The 17573-nt window shown below is 69.4% G+C and carries 11 protein-coding genes; 8 read left to right on the forward strand and 3 right to left on the reverse strand.

The window, feature by feature from the left end; all coding sequences use genetic code 11:
* Positions 1 to 832: 832 nt before the first annotated feature.
* Positions 833 to 1126: a GNAT family N-acetyltransferase gene (locus J4Z35_RS12860; protein WP_006945741.1), complete on the reverse strand. Its 294-nt coding sequence runs from the start codon at positions 1124 to 1126 to the stop codon at positions 833 to 835.
* Positions 1127 to 1293: 167 nt separating this feature from the next.
* Between J4Z35_RS12860 and J4Z35_RS14775 the strand changes: the two genes are divergently transcribed.
* The 4 genes from J4Z35_RS14775 to J4Z35_RS12880 all read left to right on the forward strand — a co-directional run bounded on the left by J4Z35_RS14775 (position 1294) and on the right by J4Z35_RS12880 (position 5778).
* The gene (locus J4Z35_RS14775) at positions 1294 to 2457 is read left to right on the forward strand and encodes a phosphatase domain-containing protein (protein ID WP_074040566.1); all 1164 of its coding nucleotides are present in this window, start codon (positions 1294 to 1296) and stop codon (positions 2455 to 2457) included.
* Between the two features lie 151 nt (positions 2458 to 2608).
* Positions 2609 to 2794, forward strand: coding sequence for a hypothetical protein (locus tag J4Z35_RS12870; RefSeq protein ID WP_136788793.1), 186 nt, complete (start codon positions 2609 to 2611; stop codon positions 2792 to 2794).
* 114 nt (positions 2795 to 2908) lie between these two features.
* Complete coding sequence (locus J4Z35_RS12875) at positions 2909 to 5002, forward strand: thioredoxin domain-containing protein (protein ID WP_074040565.1); 2094 nt, start codon at positions 2909 to 2911, stop codon at positions 5000 to 5002.
* Between the two features lie 164 nt (positions 5003 to 5166).
* Positions 5167 to 5778 (forward strand): antibiotic biosynthesis monooxygenase, encoded by a 612-nt coding sequence (locus J4Z35_RS12880; protein WP_074040564.1) that lies wholly within the window; start codon positions 5167 to 5169, stop codon positions 5776 to 5778.
* Between the two features lie 176 nt (positions 5779 to 5954).
* On the opposite strand, the gene hrpB is transcribed toward J4Z35_RS12880, so the two are convergent.
* Positions 5955 to 8681: an ATP-dependent helicase HrpB gene (gene hrpB, locus J4Z35_RS12885; protein ID WP_074040563.1), complete on the reverse strand. Its 2727-nt coding sequence runs from the start codon at positions 8679 to 8681 to the stop codon at positions 5955 to 5957.
* Positions 8682 to 8741: 60 nt separating this feature from the next.
* The gene (locus tag J4Z35_RS12890) at positions 8742 to 9788 is read right to left on the reverse strand and encodes a peptidoglycan bridge formation glycyltransferase FemA/FemB family protein (RefSeq protein WP_074040562.1); all 1047 of its coding nucleotides are present in this window, start codon (positions 9786 to 9788) and stop codon (positions 8742 to 8744) included.
* Positions 9789 to 10162: 374 nt separating this feature from the next.
* Between J4Z35_RS12890 and J4Z35_RS12895 the strand changes: the two genes are divergently transcribed.
* The 4 genes from J4Z35_RS12895 (at position 10163) to J4Z35_RS12910 (ending at position 17530) form a co-directional block, all read left to right on the forward strand.
* Positions 10163 to 11329 (forward strand): MFS transporter, encoded by a 1167-nt coding sequence (locus J4Z35_RS12895; RefSeq protein ID WP_074040561.1) that lies wholly within the window; start codon positions 10163 to 10165, stop codon positions 11327 to 11329.
* A 169-nt stretch (positions 11330 to 11498) separates the two neighbouring features.
* Positions 11499 to 14396 carry a phosphoenolpyruvate carboxylase gene (gene ppc / locus J4Z35_RS12900; RefSeq protein WP_074040560.1) on the forward strand — a complete coding sequence of 966 codons (2898 nt, stop codon included), beginning with the start codon at positions 11499 to 11501 and terminating at the stop codon, positions 14394 to 14396.
* A 526-nt stretch (positions 14397 to 14922) separates the two neighbouring features.
* Positions 14923 to 15864, forward strand: a complete 942-nt coding sequence (locus J4Z35_RS12905; RefSeq protein WP_074040558.1) for a 2-hydroxyacid dehydrogenase — start codon at positions 14923 to 14925, stop codon at positions 15862 to 15864.
* A 472-nt stretch (positions 15865 to 16336) separates the two neighbouring features.
* Positions 16337 to 17530, forward strand: a complete 1194-nt coding sequence (locus J4Z35_RS12910) for an alcohol dehydrogenase catalytic domain-containing protein (RefSeq protein ID WP_208065639.1) — start codon at positions 16337 to 16339, stop codon at positions 17528 to 17530.
* The last annotated feature ends 43 nt before the right edge of the window (positions 17531 to 17573 follow it).

Genomic DNA, 17573 nt, shown 5'->3' on the forward strand with positions numbered 1-17573 from the left:
CCGGGGTGTCGACGACCTCGTCGCGCATGTCTCGGAAGGTCTTGCGTGCCTCAGCGTTTCCTCCGCTCGAAGCCCCAGTGGTCTCCTACACCCTCGTCTGCACCGCCGCGTCTCGCCTTCGTGACGGCGACGTCGGGAGATCTGGGTTCGCTCGAGCAGCAGCGGCGATTCCTCCGCGACGTCGCATCCGGCGTCCCGCACGTCGTCGTGGACGATCTCGCGCGAGCGCGATCGATCGCCTCGCTCGCGAACGATCCCGACGTACAGCTGCACGAGCTCGACGCGGCCGACTTCACGACCGGTCGGGCGGGCGACATGGGTGCCAGCGTCGCCATCGCTCAGGGGCGTGAGGGTTTCATCCATCCCGACTCGCGCAGCATCCCACTACCAGGGTTCCTCGAGGCGTATCGCGACGCCTTTGCCGTGTGCGGCACGAGCCGCGGTGGTTGTTCAACGGCCCCATCACCTACCTGTCGGCCGATGATGACCTGGCGGCCATGAAACGACGCGGAGGCGCGCAACTCGTCGACCGCACCCGCGCCGCGCGCTCCCGCCTCCTGGTGACGTGCGCGCGAACGAGGACCATCGGTTGTTCCTGGCGGACAGCTTCGCCGTCCACGTGCGCGAGTGGCGGTTGCTCGGTGGTTTCTGCCCCCGACTACCGCGACCCGGCCATCGGCGACCTCGATCTCGCGATGCGCGCCGAGCAGGCGGGGCTGTCCATGGCATGAGTCGGTGGCGCGCACGTATTGCACGCGCCGACGGCGTCGTCGACGCGTGGTGTCGAGGACCTCGCGGTGTTCGTGCGCCGCTGGGGCCACGAACCGCCCGCTCAGGAGGCCGTGACGCGCACGTCCGCGTAGTCGGGGTGCTTGTCGATCCACGACGCGACGTACGGGCAGACCGGGTCGACCTTCTTGCCGGCCGCGCGCACGTCGTCGAGCGCGAAACGGACGATCTGGCTCGCGAAACCGCGGCCACCGAAGCGCTCCGGCACGATCGTGTGCGGCATCGTGACGACGTCGCCGTCCTCGCGGTAGTCGGCGAACCCGACCTGCTCGTCGTCGAGGAAACCCTCGTAGCGGTGGGTCTCGGTGTTCTTCTTCACGGTGATGGTGTCGCTCATGCACTCACTGTGGCACGCCGAACTCGCGGGCGGGCGAGTGTCCCGCGCGGTGTGTCTGTGAGGTGCGGGGCGCCGCGTCGAGGCTCGATAAGCTGTCGCCGCGGGCGTGGTGCGCCCGGGTGGCGCCGTGATCGGCTGCCGTCAGCCGTTCGGCCAGGGGAGGCCTCGTGGGTGCCACGCTCGATCTCGTCAATTCTCTTCTCGACGGCCCGACGGGGCGGCGTGATGAGAAGCAGATCCTCACGCTGCTGCGCGAGGCGCCCGCCGGTGAGCTGAACGACGTCCTCGAGAACGTCGACGCGGCCAAGCTGTTCGACGACATGGACGACCGCCTCATCGGCCCCGACAACGAGACCGCCCTCATCGAGTTGCTCGCCCGCACGAGGCGTCACGAGTTGAGCATGGCGGCGCAGGTCGCGGTCATCCACGGGATGCAGGGCGGCGCGACGTCGGCTGCGATGGAGGGCGCGATCCGTGACATGCTGCTCGCCCACACGGGCAACGACCTGACGCACCTGAAGAACACGCTCAACCTCGCGAAGGGCCGACACGATCTGGAGGGTCTCGTCTTCGCCGACATCGACGACGACGTCATCCGCGCCGAGATTCTCGACCACTTCGCCGCGTCCTCCTCGCTCGAGGGTGAGCGGCAGGCGAAGACCCTGTCCGACATCGACGACACCGCCCTGGCGAAGATCCACGAGACGCGTTACCCGCGCGGAACCGTCATCCCGGGCATCATCGCGTTCTACGAAGCACTCGACCTCGGACCTCGTGACGCGCCGCTCTCGCGCGGTGACCTGACGTTCGTCACGGCGCGGCCTGCGGATGCCCTGGGGTTGATGAAGAGCTACAGCCGCGAGTCACTCACCAAGGCCGGATTCGCGGACCTGTCGATCATGACGGGCAGCATCTTCCATCTCGCGACGCGCGACGCGATGGCCGCGAAGAAGGTCGCCAACATCGCGCACTACGCGACCTTGTTTCCCGAGTACGACCTCGTGTTCGTCGGCGACTCGGGGCAGGGGGACATCGCCGTCGGCGAGCAGATCTTGCAGGCGCACGGTGACGTCGTCAAGGCCGTCTTCATCCACGACGTCGTGGCCCTGGATGCCGGACGCCGCGCCGAACTCGCCGCGAAGGGGATCTGGGTGGTCGACACCTACGTCGGTGCGGCCGCCAAGGCTCACGAGTTGGGGTTGATCTCCGAGGCGGGCGTGCAGCGCGTCATCGACGAGACCCACCGGCTGCTCGACGACGTCGAGTGGGAATCGTCCGAGCAGGAGCGTGCCATGCGCGAGCTGGTGGAACGGGATGCGTCGGGGCGGTGACCGCCTGATGGCGCTGAGATGGCGTCACGATGAAGGCGTGCCTCCGCGCGTCGGCCGCCCGGGCTCCGGCGAATGTGACATATGTCAATGCAACCATCCCCCGCCGCGCGTCGGGGTTCCGCTATGAGCGCAAACCTGTCAGGGTGGAGGCATGAGCCTTGGAGCAGCGTTGGGTCTGGCCGTTCTCGTCGTCGTGACCATGTTCGTTCTCGTCTTCGTGATGGCGGGAGTCGAGACACGGATGTTCGACGACGTCATGGTCACGCCGGACGCTGAGACCGACGAGGCGCCCGTCGCGGCGCTCGAGCCGGCGGCCGAGTTGTCGCGGGCCGCCTGAACCGGATACCTGACGATGTGCGCCCCCTTCACGTGATGATCGTGACGGGGGCGCTCAGCATGCTGAATCCCTTGGGATGACGCGGTTGTCGGTGTCGGGGCCTAGCTTGGGGTCATGGCCAACCGACTCGCTGCCTCGCTGAGCCCCTACCTGCGTCAGCACGCCGACAACCCCGTCGACTGGCACGAATGGGGTGACGAGGCGTTCGCCGAGGCGCGACATCGTGACGTGCCCGTGCTGCTGTCCGTCGGCTACGCGGCGTGCCACTGGTGCCACGTCATGGCGCACGAGTCGTTCGAGGACGCAGCCATCGCGGCGCAGCTCGCCGAGGGGTTCGTCGCGGTCAAGGTCGATCGTGAGGAGCGCCCCGACGTCGACGCCGTCTACATGAACGTCACGCAGGCGCTCACCGGGCACGGCGGCTGGCCGATGACGGTGTTGCTGACGCCGGACGGTGAGCCCTTCTACGCCGGAACCTACTTCCCGCGTGAGCAGTTCTCGTCGCTGCTGCACTCGATCGGTGAGTTGTGGCGTGACGATCGGGCGCGCGTCGAGGGAGCAGCGCGTTCCATCGTCGAGGCGATGCAGACGCGCTCGCCTGCCGACGCGACGGGTTTGGGGCCTGGGGGAGATGACCTGCTCGGGCAGGGCGATCGGGCTGAACGGCAGCTCGTGGGGGTCGATCTGACGCGTGCCGTCGTCGGCCTGCGTCGCCAGTTCGACGACGGCCGGGGCGGCTTCGGTGGCGCGCCCAAGTTCCCGCCGTCGATGACGCTCGAGCACCTGCTGCGTCACCACGCCCGCACGGTCGACGCGGACGCCCTCGCGATGGCTCGCCGCACGGGCGAGGCGATGGCGCGCGGTGGCATGTACGACCAGCTCGACGGAGGGTTCGCGCGCTACAGCGTCGACGCCGACTGGGTCGTGCCGCACTTCGAGAAGATGCTGTACGACAACGCGCAACTGCTGCGGGTGTACGCGCATCTGTGGCGCGCGACCGGCGACGACTGGGCGCGTCGCGTGACCTACGAGGCGGCCGACTTCATCATGCGGCGCCTCGGCACCAGTGAGGGGGCGTTTGCCTCCGCGCTGGATGCTGACACCGACGGCGTCGAAGGCCTCACCTACGTATGGAACGCGGAGGAGCTCGTCGAGGTGCTGGGCCGCGGCGACGGCGCGCGCGCCGCTGAGCTTCTCGGCGTCACCCGTCACGGCACGTTCGAAGACGGCCGCTCGACCCTGCAGCTGCGTCGTGACCCCGCCGAGCTTTTCTCGCCCGAGGTGCTGGGTGACCGCTCCCCGGACGCGTGGTGGTCAGACGTTCGGGCCAGGCTGCGCTCGGTGCGGGCCGAGCGCCCGCAGCCGGCCCGTGACGACAAGGTCGTCACGTCATGGAACGGCCTCGCCATCGCCGCGCTCGCCGAGGCCGGGATGATCCTCGAACAACCCTCGTGGGTGGCGGCGGCGCGGGAGGCGGCTGACGTCGTGCTCGCGACCCACGTCGTCGACGGGCGGTTGCGGCGGGCGTCGCTCAAAGGCCGGGTGAGCGAGGCGCTCGCCTGCGCCGATGACTACGGCAACCTCGCCGAGGGGCTGTTGGTGCTGCATCAGGCGAATGGCGAGACGCGCCATGCCGAGGTGGCGATCGGTCTGCTCGACGACGCGGCGCGCCTGTTCTTCGACGGCGACACCGTGTACGACACGGGGTCGGACGCGTCGCAGCTCTTCATCAGGCCGCGCTCCGACGGCGACAACGCCGAACCGTGCGGCGCGTCGTCGCTCGCCTCGGCGTACGTCATGGCGTTCGCTCTGACGGGGCACGGCGAATACCGCGAGCGAGCTCTTGCCTGCCTGTCCGGCCTCGTGGGTGTGATGACGTCGAACCCGCGGTTCGCCGGCTGGGCGCTCGCTGCGGCGGAGGCGCTCGCTGCGGGGCCGGTGCAGGTCGCCGTCGTCGACCCTGCGGATGGGGGTGCGGCTGCGGGGTCCGGCGATGGGCCGCTTGATGCGGCCGAGGAGGATGAGATGTGGCTGCGCGCCTGGCGTTCGACGAGTCCGGGGTTGGTGCGTGTTCGTGGCGCTGCCGACGCCGGCGGGGTGCCGTTGCTGGCAGATCGCCCTGCTGTCGACGGCCAGACGACGGCGTACGTATGCCGGGGTTTCGTGTGCGATGCCCCCGTGACGAGGGCGGACGAGATGAACATCTGAGGTGCGCTGCGCGGGCGGCGAGCGCCGATCGTCGTGGGGGTGATGAGGGTGGGCGGCGCGGGTGCCCAGGGGCGTGCTGCCTGGGCGGCGAGCGTCGTCGGCGTGACGCATGTGACACCGGTTCGGTTCGTTGTCTGCGCCGTGCATGCCCGACGATGACGGGTATGACGAATGCTGTCGCTGCCGCGCCGACCGCGCCTGACGAGGCGCCCGTGACGGTGTCGTTCACGCGCCACATGAGCACCGACAACGAGACTCAGGTGCTGGCCTGGGTGCATGCCGGCATGGCGATGGCGGAGAAGTTCGAGGGCTTCCTCGGCACCGGGTGGGTGCGCTCGTCGAGCAACTCGCAGGAATGGCACATGCTGTGTCGTTTCCGCAATCAGGCGTGCCTCGACGCGTGGGATCGCAGCCCCGAGCGCGCCTGGTGGTTGTCGTTCGGTGCGGACATCGTGCAGCACACCCGCGGCGAGAAGCGCGTCGGCATCGAGGGATGGTTCGACGAGCCGTCGCACAGCAGTGACGTCGTCATGCCCGGCGAAGCGCCCGCGCCCGGCCGCCGTCTCGCGCCGCCGCGGTGGAAGCAGGCCACGATGATCTGGGCGGTGTTCTTCCCGATGTCGGTGCTTGCCGCCTACCTGCTGCAGCCGCACATCGCGAGCCTGCACGTCGTGTTGCGCACGCTGATCCAGACGTCGATCCTCACGCCGCTCATGACCTACATCATGCTGCCGTTCGCCACCCGCGTGCTCGACGAGTGGCTGCACGCGGAGTGACGGCTGCGCCGGCGTGACGCGGACGTCAGAGCTGCGGCGTCGCCAGGCGGGTTGAGGCTGTCGGCCGGTGAGTTGCGGACTGCAACTCAGCCATGCGGGGTTGCGGCCCTCGAGTTGGGATTTGGGGGACTGCAACTCGGCCATGCAGGATTGTGGCCCCGAAGTGCTGCCGGGCTTCAGAGGCGGTTCTTCGTCTTCGCCGTCGCGACGTGTGTGAGAGGGTCCTCGGGCCACGGATGCTTCGGGTAGCGGCCGCGCATGTCGGCGCGCACGCCCGCGTAGGGCCCGGCCCAGAACGAGGCGAGGTCGTCGGTGACGGCGACGGGTCGCTGGGCAGGCGACAGCAGGTGGAACAGCACAGGTGCGCGCCCGTCGGCGAGGCGCGGGGTCTGCGTCAGCCCGAAGCACTCCTGCAGTTTCACTGCGACGATGGGCGGGCCGCCCGGTTCGTCGAGGGGTGGGTAGGTGATGCGCACGCTGGAGCCGCTGGGCACACGCAGCCGCTCGGGTGCCAACTCGTCGAGACGTGTCGCCTCGGGCCAGGGCAGCAGGCGACGCAGCGGTTCCGTCAGGTCGATGGAGGCGAGCTTCGCCCCACGGGCGAGGCGGTCGAGCTCCGGGGCGAGCCACTCGTCGAGTCGGGCGAGCAGCGTGTCGTCGTCCATCGCGGGCCACGGGTCGGCGAGGTGGTGGTGCAGGAAAGCCAGACGGCGTCGCAGCGCCGCTGCAGCATCGCTCCATGTCAGCAACGAAAGCCCCTGCGCTGCAAGAGCATTCGCGACGGCTTGTCGCGCCACCTCCGGCGTCGGGGACGTTGGTGTCGCCGAGAACTCGATCGCGCCGAGCGCCTTGACGCGCCGCCCCACGACCTTGCCGGAGGTCGCGTCCCACGTCGCGCGCACCTCGTCGACGAGCAGGTGCGCCGCTGCGTCCTCCGCGATCGGTCGAGTGATCGGGGCCGCCAACCGGATGACGGCGCCCGTCCCACGCGCGGCGCGACCATCGGAACGCGCGACGTCCGCGACAGCCAACCACTCACACTCGGTCAACGGTGAATCGTCTAGCCCCGCACGGGTTCCCGACGCCGTGAGGTAGACGCCCTCGGCGACGCGATGCGCCACGCGTTCCGGATACGCAAGAGCGATGACGAGACCGGCGTCGCTCTCGGTCTCGGCGTCCACGGAGCGAGCCCGTCGAGATGCCGCGGCGTGTCCGGGCGCCCACCCGGGGTCCGGGGTGGCGCCGGCGTCGTTCGAGCCGGCCGCGACGACGCGCGTGAGGCGTTCGCTCTCGCGCACCCACCGCGAACGGGCCGCCCCCTGCAGCTCGGCGATCGCGTGGTCGAGGTCGGCGTCCCTCGAGCGGACGTCGTCGGCGAGTGCGGCGACGTACTCCGCGGCCGATCGGGCGCCGATTCGCTCGGCCGCGACGAGCAAGGCGCGGGCGAGCCGCGGGTCGGCGGGTACCTCGACGAGCGTCCTGCCGAGGGCGGTGATGCGACCGTCAGCGTCGAGCGCGCCCAGGCCGACGAGGGTGTGCGTCGCCTCGCGCAGGGCGGGCGCAGGTGGTTGCGTCGGCAGGGAAAGCCCGGTGCCGCCCGGCGTGCCCCACGCCGCGAACGTCAGGGCGAGGTCGGTGAGGTCGCTCGTCGCCATCTCGGGCGTGACATGCTCGGGCATGCGCGCGAACGTCTGCTCGTCGTAGCAACGCACCGCCATGCCGGGCCCGAGACGGGCCGCACGGCCGGCACGCTGCACCGCGCTGGCGCGCGAACACGCCACGGTGACAAGGCCGTTCATGCCGCGCGCGACGTCGCGTCGAGGTTCGCGCGAGAGCCCGGCGTCGACGACGAGGCGCACGCCGGGCACCGTCAGTGACGACTCCGCGAGGGCGGTGGAGACGACGACGCGGCGCGGTTCGCCGGGTCCGCGACCGGCCGTCGCGCGATCCTGCTCGGCAGCGTCGATGCGCCCGTGCAGTTCGAGCACGTCGAGTTCGGGGCGCAGTTGCCGCACCTGCTCGGCGACGATCGACACCTCGCGCGCACCTGGGAGGAAGACGAGCGCGTCGCAGCCCCGCAAGCCGGCCAAGTTGGCGACGGCGTCCGTCGCTGCGGCAGTGCCACGCCCGCCGGCATGAGTGTCGGCATCATCCAGCGCGCGGGTCGTGATGCGCGCGACGTGCTCGAGGAAGGCCCGGGTGACGCCGCGCGCGTCGAGGCGGGGCGAGTCGAACGGCGCCCATCGCACGTCGAGCGGGTGCAGCGCAGACGGGCAATCGACGAGGGGTGCCTCACCCGACGTGGTGGTCGCGGCGAGGAGATCGGCGAAACGCGGTGCGTCGAGCGTCGCTGACATCGCGACGACGACGAGATCGTCACGCAGCGCGCGTACGTCGGCGAGCAGGCCGAACGCGACGTCGGATTCGATCGAGCGCTCATGCACCTCGTCGAGGATGACGGCGCCGACGCCCGTCAGTTCGGGGTCGGCGAGCAGGCGCCGATCGAGCAGACCGGGCGTGACGAACTCGACGAGTGTCGCTGCGCTCGAACGGGATTCGCCGCGCACTGCGTAGCCGACGACGTCACCGAGACGCGTCCCCGTCAGCTGTGCCAGACGGCGTGCGGCAGCGCGTACGGCGACGCGGCGCGGCTGGGTGACGATGACGCGGCCCGCTCGGCCGGGCGTCACTCCACGGGCCGCTGCGGTGTCGACGTCGCGCCATGCGTCGCCTCGCTCAGCGAGCCAGTTCGCGACGAGCGGCGGCGCGAGCGTCGTCTTGCCCGTGCCGGGCGGGGCCTGGACGACGCACGCGCCCGCGTCGAGAGCGCGCGTCAACTCAGCGGTGGCCGTCGCGAAGGGCAGCCCGCGTCCGATGGCGCCGAGGTCGAAGAGGGCATTCATCGTGGCCTATTCTCGCCCCGCGCGGCATCTCACCCGAATCGCAGGATGCGCGGGCGCCGATCAGAAGTACGGCGTCTTCTTCACGACGAAGTGGGCCTTGCGCACAGCCTTCTCGACGCCGGCCTCCCACGCCTTCGCCTGCAGCGGCATCACGGGCAGCAGCCAGGTGCCGACGTAGTCGGTGATCTCCTTGTTGAACCCCGTCTTGAACTGTCCGACGCCGTAGAGCGGGTGCGTCTCGTCCTTGGCGCGATCCGAGGGCGGGGCGCCGCACAGGTCGTAGTCGGTGACGCCGCGCTCCTTGAGCGCCTTGATCGTGTCGAGCACGAGAAGCGCCGCGGCGCCGCGCACCTTCTTGACGGGCACCGACGCCGCGTCCTTGCGGCTCGCGAGGTGGCCGTTGATCATGACGAAGTCTGCCGAGATGACCTCACCCTCGTAGTAGGCGAAGAAGAAGGCGCCGCGGCCGTCGCGCGCGTACGTCTGCCAGAACGTGCGGTAGTACTCGTAGGGGCGGATGACGAAACGGCCCTCGGCCGTCTTGACGAACAGGTCGTAGAACGTGCGGCACGAGGCGTCGTCGATCGGCACCTCGGCGGTCGTCACGCCGTCCTTGACGGCGCGGCGGATGTTGTAGCGTGCCTTCGAGTCGAAGCCCTTGAGCAGGGTCTCGGCGTCGGGCCGGATGTCGAGCCACACCGTCGAGAACGTGGGCTGGACGTCGGTCGTGCGGTGAGCGCCCGCGGCCTCGAGCGCCGCCCGGTTCTCGGGTGACTCGACGAGCTGCGGCTCGAACTTGATCGCGAAGACGAGGCGCTTCTTCGCCTGCGCGGCCAGCGCCGTCAGCACGCCCGACGGGTCGCTGCCCTCCGCCAGCCCGGGGCCCTGCGGCACGTACCACAGCCGCCCCAGCGGCGGGACGATCCGCTCGAGCACCATGACGGCGACCCCGCCCGCGTCGACGAAGCGGGGCCTCCACCCGGCGTCGGCCTTGATCTCGGCGAACTCCGCGAGCTGGAAGAATGCGCCGCCGTCGGGGTTCGCGGCGACGGAGGCGTTCCAGCCGTCGGGGGCTGATGTGGTGGAGGAGGCTGATGGCGCCGTCACGGTGCGTCCTACGTCTCGGGAATGGATGTTCCCCTCCATCGTGACGCATCGACCCCGCGCGTCAAGCATCGCCGTCCTCGACGTCGGGCACGTCGCCGACACCGCGCGGAGCGGGCCGGGCGGCGAGCGCGACACCTGGGTCCCGATCAGCCCCTACCCAACGGCGATTCTCGGTCACATCTATCCGTGAATCGCCGTTGGGTCGCTGGATCGCAGATGTGGACGAAAATCGCGGATGGGGACAGGAATCGCAGATGGGGCGGGGTGTTGACGCCCAGTTGCGCAGCGATTCGCCAAGAGCGCCAGGTCTGAGAAACTGGGAGTTCATCTGCCGCCCCGATCCTGTGGGGCGGCCATCTTGTCGAAGGAGGGCGATGAACGAGCACAGGGGTCTGCGGGCGTCAGGGTGGCCGGGGGTGGTCGTGCTCGCCCTCGGCATCTTCGCGATGGTGACGGTCGAGGAGCTGCCGATCGGCGTCCTCACCCTGATCAGCGACGACCTGGACGCCTCCGAAGGAGCCGTAGGCCTCGGCGTGACGCTGGCCGGCGCCGTCGCCGGCGTCATGGGATTGTCGACGTCACTCGCCATCGGCACCCTCGATCGCCGCGTCGTGCTCTTCACGGCACTGCTCGTCGTCGCGGCCGCGACCACGGCGTCCGGGATGGCGACGAACGTCGCCGTCTACCTCGTCGCGCGTTTGTGCGCCGGGCTCGGCATCGGCGTGTTCTGGGCGCTCATCGCCATCGTCGCCTCCCGCATCGTCGCGCCCGAACGCGCGGCGCTCGCGACCACCGTCGCGTTCGCGGGGGCGTCGGGAGCGACGATTCTCGGCGTGCCGATCGGCACGTGGCTCGGCACGACGTGGACGTGGCACGTCGCGTTCTACGCGCTCGCCGCGTTCTGCTTCCTCATTGCTGTAGCGCTGTGGTTCCTCGTGCCGAGTGTGCTCGTCGACGAGAAGTTCACGACCGACGGGTACCGCCGCGCCTGGTCGATCGGCCCGGTGCGTCTCGCGCTGCTCGTGACGGCGGTGCTCGTCGTCGCGCAGTTCTGCGCGTACACCTACGCGAGCCCTGCGCTGCAGGAGTTCGCGCACGTCAGCCCCGCGGGTGTCGGCGCGATGCTGCTCGTCATGGGCATCACCGGGTTGTTCGGCAACGTCGGCTCAGCGCCCATCATGCGACGTCGCCCGATGCTCGCGCTGCTGCTCGTCACGTGCGGCATGACGGCCGGCATCGCGGGCCTCATGCTCTCGGGAACCCCCGCCGTCGCGGCCCTCGCGATGGGCGTGTGGGGACTGTTCGGTGGCGCGATGGCCGTCGTGCTGCAGCACTGGGTGCTGACGAGCGCCGGGCCCTACGCCGAGCCCGCCGCAGCGCTCGATTCGGGCATCTTCAACTTCGCGATCGCCGGCGGAGCCGCCCTCGGAGCGTTCGTCCTCGACGTCTCGAACATCCACACCGTGTTCGTCGTCGCCATCGTCGGCACACTGACGGCGACCGCCATGGTGCTCGCGTACCGGCGTCGCGTCACGGCCTGAGGGCTGCATCGCGCGGCGAACGCAGGGCCCAGCCGCGCCATTTCGTGCACGTCAGGTCATTGCCGCATCCCCCGAGCTCGAACACGCTGTGGCGCAAGCGTGTTTCGGGCGTGTGACACGGCCTGGACGCCGCTGAAACGCGGGGGCCGGCCTCGGCATACTGGCGAACATGTCAGAACTTCTGCACTTCACGACCACTGACGCGGACCGCTCGGCCACCGAGCCGCTGCGCGACGACATCCGTCTGCTCGGCGGGTTGCTCGGTGACGTCATCCGCGAGCACGAGGGTGAACGCGTCTTCGGCCTCGTCGAGGACGCCCGGGTCAAGGCGTTCGGGGTCCGTCGTCAGGAGGTCGACCGCGCGTCGTTCGGCGACACGCTGACGGGGCTGTCGACGCGCGACGCCCTCCACGTCATCCGCGCGTTCAGCCACTTCGCGTTGCTCGCGAACATCGCGGAGGATCTGCACCGTGAGCGTCGCCGCGCCGCTCACGTCGCGGCGGGGGAGGACCCGCAGGACGGCTCGCTCGCGGCGACCTTCCGCAAGCTCGCCGGCGCCCACATCGACGGTGACACGGCCTCCGAGCGGCTGGCGGGCGCCACCGTCGTTCCCGTCATCACGGCGCACCCGACGGAGACGCGCCGCCGCACCGTCTTCGAGGCGCAGAGCCACATCAAGCGCCTCATGCGGGAGCGCACGCGCATGCAGCTCGACCCGAGCGAGGACGCGGAGAACCTGCGCCAGATCAAGCTGTGGGTGCTGACGCTGTGGCAGACGGCCCTCATCCGGCTGAGCAAGATCACGATCACCGACGAGATCGACGCGGGCCTGCGCTGGTACGACGCCGCGTTCTTCGAGGTGATGCCGACGCTCAACGCCGAGCTGCGTGATGCGTTCGCGGCCCTGCTCCCGGGCGCTGGAATCGCGGATGAGCCTGTGCTGCAGGCTGGTTCGTGGATCGGTGGCGACCGTGACGGCAACCCCAACGTCACGGGTGACGTCGTCGCCTACGCCACACGCCGTGCCGCGGAGACGGCGCTCGATCACTACCTTGGCGAGCTCGACAAGCTGCAGACGAGCCTGTCGCTCTCCCGACGCATGGCGCCCGTCACGGACGAGTTGCTGACCCTCGCGCAGCACGCAGCTGACGCCGGCGACGCCCGCGACGACGAGCCCTACCGTCAGGCGTTGTCGTACGTGCACGACCGGCTCATGGAGACGCATGGAGTCGTCGTGGGGACTGATCCGGGCGATCCCGGCGCGGTCGGTTCGGCGGGCGCGGCAGGTTGGGTCGGCGCGGGGCAGGGCGGTGAGGCTGACGACCCGTACGTCGCCTATGCGACGCCCGAGGAGTTCCTTGCCGACCTCGACGTCATCGACGCCTCGCTGCGCAGCACCAGTGACGACCTGATCGCCGACGACCGACTCGCCACGCTGCGAGAAGCGGTGCGCACGTTCGGTTTTCACCTCTACGGCCTCGACCTGCGCCAGAACTCCGAGACGCACGAGGCGACCATCGCGGAGCTGTTCGCCTGGGCCGGAGTCTGCGACGACTACGCCGCGCTCGACGAGGACGCCCGCGTCGAGCTGCTCACCGCGGAGCTCGCGAACAACCGTCCCCTCGCCGGGCCGAATGCGACGTTCAGCGAGACGACGACGAAGGAACTCGCGATCACCGCGGCCGCCGCACACGCCGTCAGGACGTTCGGTGAGAAGGCCGTGCCGAACCACGTCATCTCGATGTGCACGAGCGTGTCCGACATGCTCGAGACGGCCGTCCTGCTCAAGGAGGCCGGGCTGCTGACGGTGACGCCAGACGGTCCGCGCTGCAGCGTCAACATCGTGCCCCTGTTCGAGACGATCGAGGATCTGCAGGTCTCCGCGACGACGCTGCGCGCGGTGCTCGCCGTCCCCGCCTACCGCGCCCTCGTCGATTCGAAGGCGCCGCCCGCCGACACCCACTGCGTGCAGATGCACCCGGGTGCACCTGCACGCAAGGGCGGAGGGCTGCAGGAGGTCATGCTCGGCTACAGCGACTCGAACAAGGACGGCGGCTACATGGCCGCCAACTGGGCGCTGTACCGCGCGGAACTCGACCTCGTCGAGGTGGCCGAAGAAGCCGGCATCCGACTGCGGCTGTTCCACGGCCGCGGCGGCACCGTCGGACGTGGTGGTGGCCCGAGCTACGACGCGATCCTCGCGCAACCGCCGGGCGCCGTGCGTGGCTCGCTGCGCCTCACCGAACAGGGCGAGATCATCGCCGCCAAGTACGCCGAACCGAAGCTCGCCACGCGCAACCTCGAGGCACTCGTCTCCGCGACGATCGAGTCGTCCCTGCTCGACGTCGAGGGTCTCGAACCGTCCGAGGTCGACGACGCCTACGCCGCGATGGACGAGATCGCCGCCCTCGCCCGCGAGGCGTACGGCGACCTCGTGCACCGCACCGACGGATTCGTCGACTACTTCAAGACGTCGACGCCCGTCGCCGAGATCGGCGAACTCAACATCGGCTCCCGCCCCAGCTCACGCAAACCGACGTCGTCGATCGCCGACCTGCGCGCCATCCCGTGGGTGATGTCGTGGTCGCTGTGCCGCGTCATGCTGCCCGGCTGGTACGGCACGGGCACCGCCCTCGAACGCTGGATCGGTGACGACGACGCGCGCCTCGCGCAGCTGCGCGGCTATGTCGAACGCTGGCCGTTCTTCCGCTCCGTCATCTCCAACATGGCGCAGGTCATGGCGAAATCCGACCTCGGACTCGCCGCCGAATACGCCGAACTCGTCGAAGACGCCGACCTGCGAGCGCGCGTGTTCGACAAGATCCGCGACGAACACGCCCGCACCCTCGCCATGTACGAGAAGATCACCGGCCACGACGACCTGCTGTGGGACAACGCCGCTCTCAAACGTTCCGTCTTCAACCGCTTCCCCTACCTCGAGCCCCTCAACCACCTGCAGGTCGAACTCCTGCGCCGCTACCGCGCCGGCGACGATGACCCCCAACTCAAACGCGGCATCCTGCTCACGATGAACGGACTGGCGACAGCGCTGCGCAACTCGGGGTGACCGGGCAGCGCGCGAGCGCGCTGCCCGGTCACCCGGAGTTCGATGATCTTTGACGCTGACTCCTCAGCGCTCGCCCAGCGGGCTCGCTTGATCGTCGTCAGCGTGGGGGGCGGGGGCTGACCTCGCAGGTTCGGCCAGGAGCTCGCTTGGTCGTCTTCGGCGCGAGGCGTCGAGGGTGCGGCAGAGCGAGGTGCCGAGAAGATGGCGGTCGGCTGTCACCAGGGTCAGGGCTTCGAGGGCTGCCTGGGTGACGAGCATCGCGTCGAACGGGTCGCGGTAGGGCAGTTCGCTGCTGACGCGCGCCGCCTCATCGGCATGCCAAGGAAGAATGGGCAACTCGAAGAGCCCGGCCGCCCGCAGAGGGCCGTGATGTCGTCAGGCCCGGACAGCCTGCCGGAGCGCACCTTGATCTTCGTCTCCCAGACGCTGGCGGCCGACACGTAGGACTTGGGTGCCCCGCTCCGTGGTGCCGCGCGCGTCGCGGGGCGCATCGGCTCGAGCGTGACCGGGATGCCACGATGAGGGCATGAGCGACACACTGATCCTGGGCGCCGGCGGGCTGTACCCGCCGCTCGTCGAGCAGCTCGTCGATGACGGCGCCCTGACCTGGCCACACGGTGGCGCTGACCGACGCGCGATGCTCGACGATCACGCCGCCGACATCCGCGTCGTCGTCAGCAGTGCGGGCGTCGGAGCGGATGCGCGCCTCATCGACGCGTTGCCGAACCTCGAACTCATCGCCAACTTCGGCGTCGGGTACGACGCCACCGACGTCGACGCGGCCACCGCGCGTGGCATCCCGGTGACGAACACCCCCGACGTCCTCGACGACTGTGTTGCCGACCTCGCCATCGGCCTGACGATCGACGTCATGCGCGCCATCTCCGCCTCGGATCGGTATGCGCGACAGGGTCGTTGGAAGAGTGACGGCCCGTACCCGCTGCAGCGGCGCGTCACCGGAGCGAAGGTCGGCATCCTCGGTCTCGGCCGCATCGGGCAGGCCATCGCGACGCGATTCGAAGGGTTCCGCTGCGAGATCAGGTACCACAATCGTTCGCGCAAGGACGTCGCCTACGACTACGAGGAGAGCCCCGCGGCGCTGGCCGAATGGGCCGACGTCCTCGTCGTCGCGACTCCTGGCGGCGCGCAGACGAAGGCGCTCGTCGACGCCGACGTGCTCGCTGCCCTCGGTGAAAACGGCTACCTCGTCAATATTGCGCGGGGCAGCGTCGTCGACCAGGAGGCGCTCATCGAGGCGTTGCAGCATGACGCGATCGCGGGCGCCGCGCTCGACGTGTTCGCCGACGAGCCAGGCATCCCGCAGGAGCTATACGACCTCGACACGGTCGTCATCACCCCGCACGTCGCGAGCGCGACACACGAGACGCGCCGCGCGATGGCCGACGTCGTCCTTGCCAACATCGACGCCCACCGTGCGGGCCAGGAGCTGCCCACCCGCGTCAACTGACGATCGATGACGGCCCTTGCGCCACGACCACCTCGCGGCGAGCGTCATGACTCGTCCTCGGCGTAGCCCAGCTACGGCAGGTGCTGAGCGAGGAGGAGTTCGAGGCCGCGCGACGCACCACGATCAACGCGCATCACACCGACGCCGGCATCGTGGAGGCAATGTGGGACGCGATGCGCGAGTTGGGTAGCGACGGCGGTCGCGTGCTGGAACCCGGTTCGGGTGTAGGCACCGTCAGCAGACTCGGCTCAATCGAATCTTCGCCAGCCCCTGGTGCTGCCATGCTGTCGACCCTTGCGCCGCATGACAGCCTCTACCGAACCCGGGCGAGTCAACTCGCGACATGGAGGCCCCGACGCGGTTGCATAGGGTGGAACAAACAACCGCACTCTGGTTAGCTACAGGCAGACCCGTAATCCACGGGCCCCTCGACGGGCCGCTTCGAGCTGGGGCGGTCGAAGGAGTGAAAGACATGGCAACTGGTAACCGCGCCGTGGTGTTCCACGGTACCGAAGACATGCGAGTCGACACCGTCGATTACCCCAAGCTCGAGATGCCGAACGGCCAGAAGGCCCCGCACGGCGTCATCCTCAAGATCGTCGCAACGAACATTTGCGGGTCCGACCTGCACATCTACCGCGGTTCGTTCCCGGTGCCCGAGGGCATGCTCATGGGTCACGAGATGACTGGGCAGGTCGTCGAGGTCGGCCCTGACGTCGAGTTCCTGTCCGAGGGCGACCTCGTCTCCGTCCCCTTCAACGTCGCCTGCGGCCGCTGCCGCAACTGCCGCGCCCGCCACACCGAGGTGTGCGAGACGACGAACCCCGACGCCTCCTGCGCCGCCTACGGCTTCAACCTGGGTAACTGGGACGGCGGCCAGGCCGAGTACATGTTCGTGCCCTACGCCGACTTCCAGCTCCTGCGCTTCCCCGACAAGGACCAGGCCATGGAGAAGATCCGCGACCTGGCGCTGCTGTCGGACATCCTCCCCACCGCATTCCACGGTCTCATGGAAGCCGGCGCCAAGCCGGGCTCCACCGTGTACATCGCCGGCGCTGGCCCCGTCGGACGCTGCGGCGCTGCTGCGGCCCGCCTGCTCGGTGCGTCGTGCATCATCGTCGGCGACTACGACCAGAAGCGACTCGACCTCGTCAAGCGCAACGGCTGCGAGACCATCGACCTGTCCAAGGACGTGCCCCTGACCGACCAGATCGAGGCCATCCTCGGTGAGCCGATGGTCGACAGCGCCGTCGACTACGTCGGATCCGAAGCTCACGGCATCGGCTCCGACGCGGACAAGCTCATGCCGCAGGCCGCGATCAACCAGGTCATGGACGCAACCCGAGCCGGCGGCGCCACGGGCGTCATCGGTGTCTACGGGCCCGACCCGCTCGCGCCGACGCAGGAAGGAAAGGAAGGCACCTTCCCGCTGGACTTCGGCAAGGTATGGATCAAGTCGCCCCGCATCTCCGCGGGCCAGGCGCCGATCATGCACTACAACCGTGAACTCATGATGGCCATCCTGTGGGACCGCATGCCCTACCTGAGCGACATGCTCAACACCAAGGTCATCAGCCTCGATGAGGCCCCTGACGCATACGCGAAGTTTAACGAGGGTTCGGACGAGAAGTACATCATCGACCCGCACGGGATGATCAAGCACTGATCGTCTTGCACGCCTGAACGTGTGTGTGGGGCCCCGCCAAATT

It is taken from the genome of Dermacoccus sp. NHGro5 (assembly GCF_017565385.1).
GTDB classification, from domain to species: Bacteria; Actinomycetota; Actinomycetes; order Actinomycetales; family Dermatophilaceae; genus Dermacoccus; species Dermacoccus nishinomiyaensis.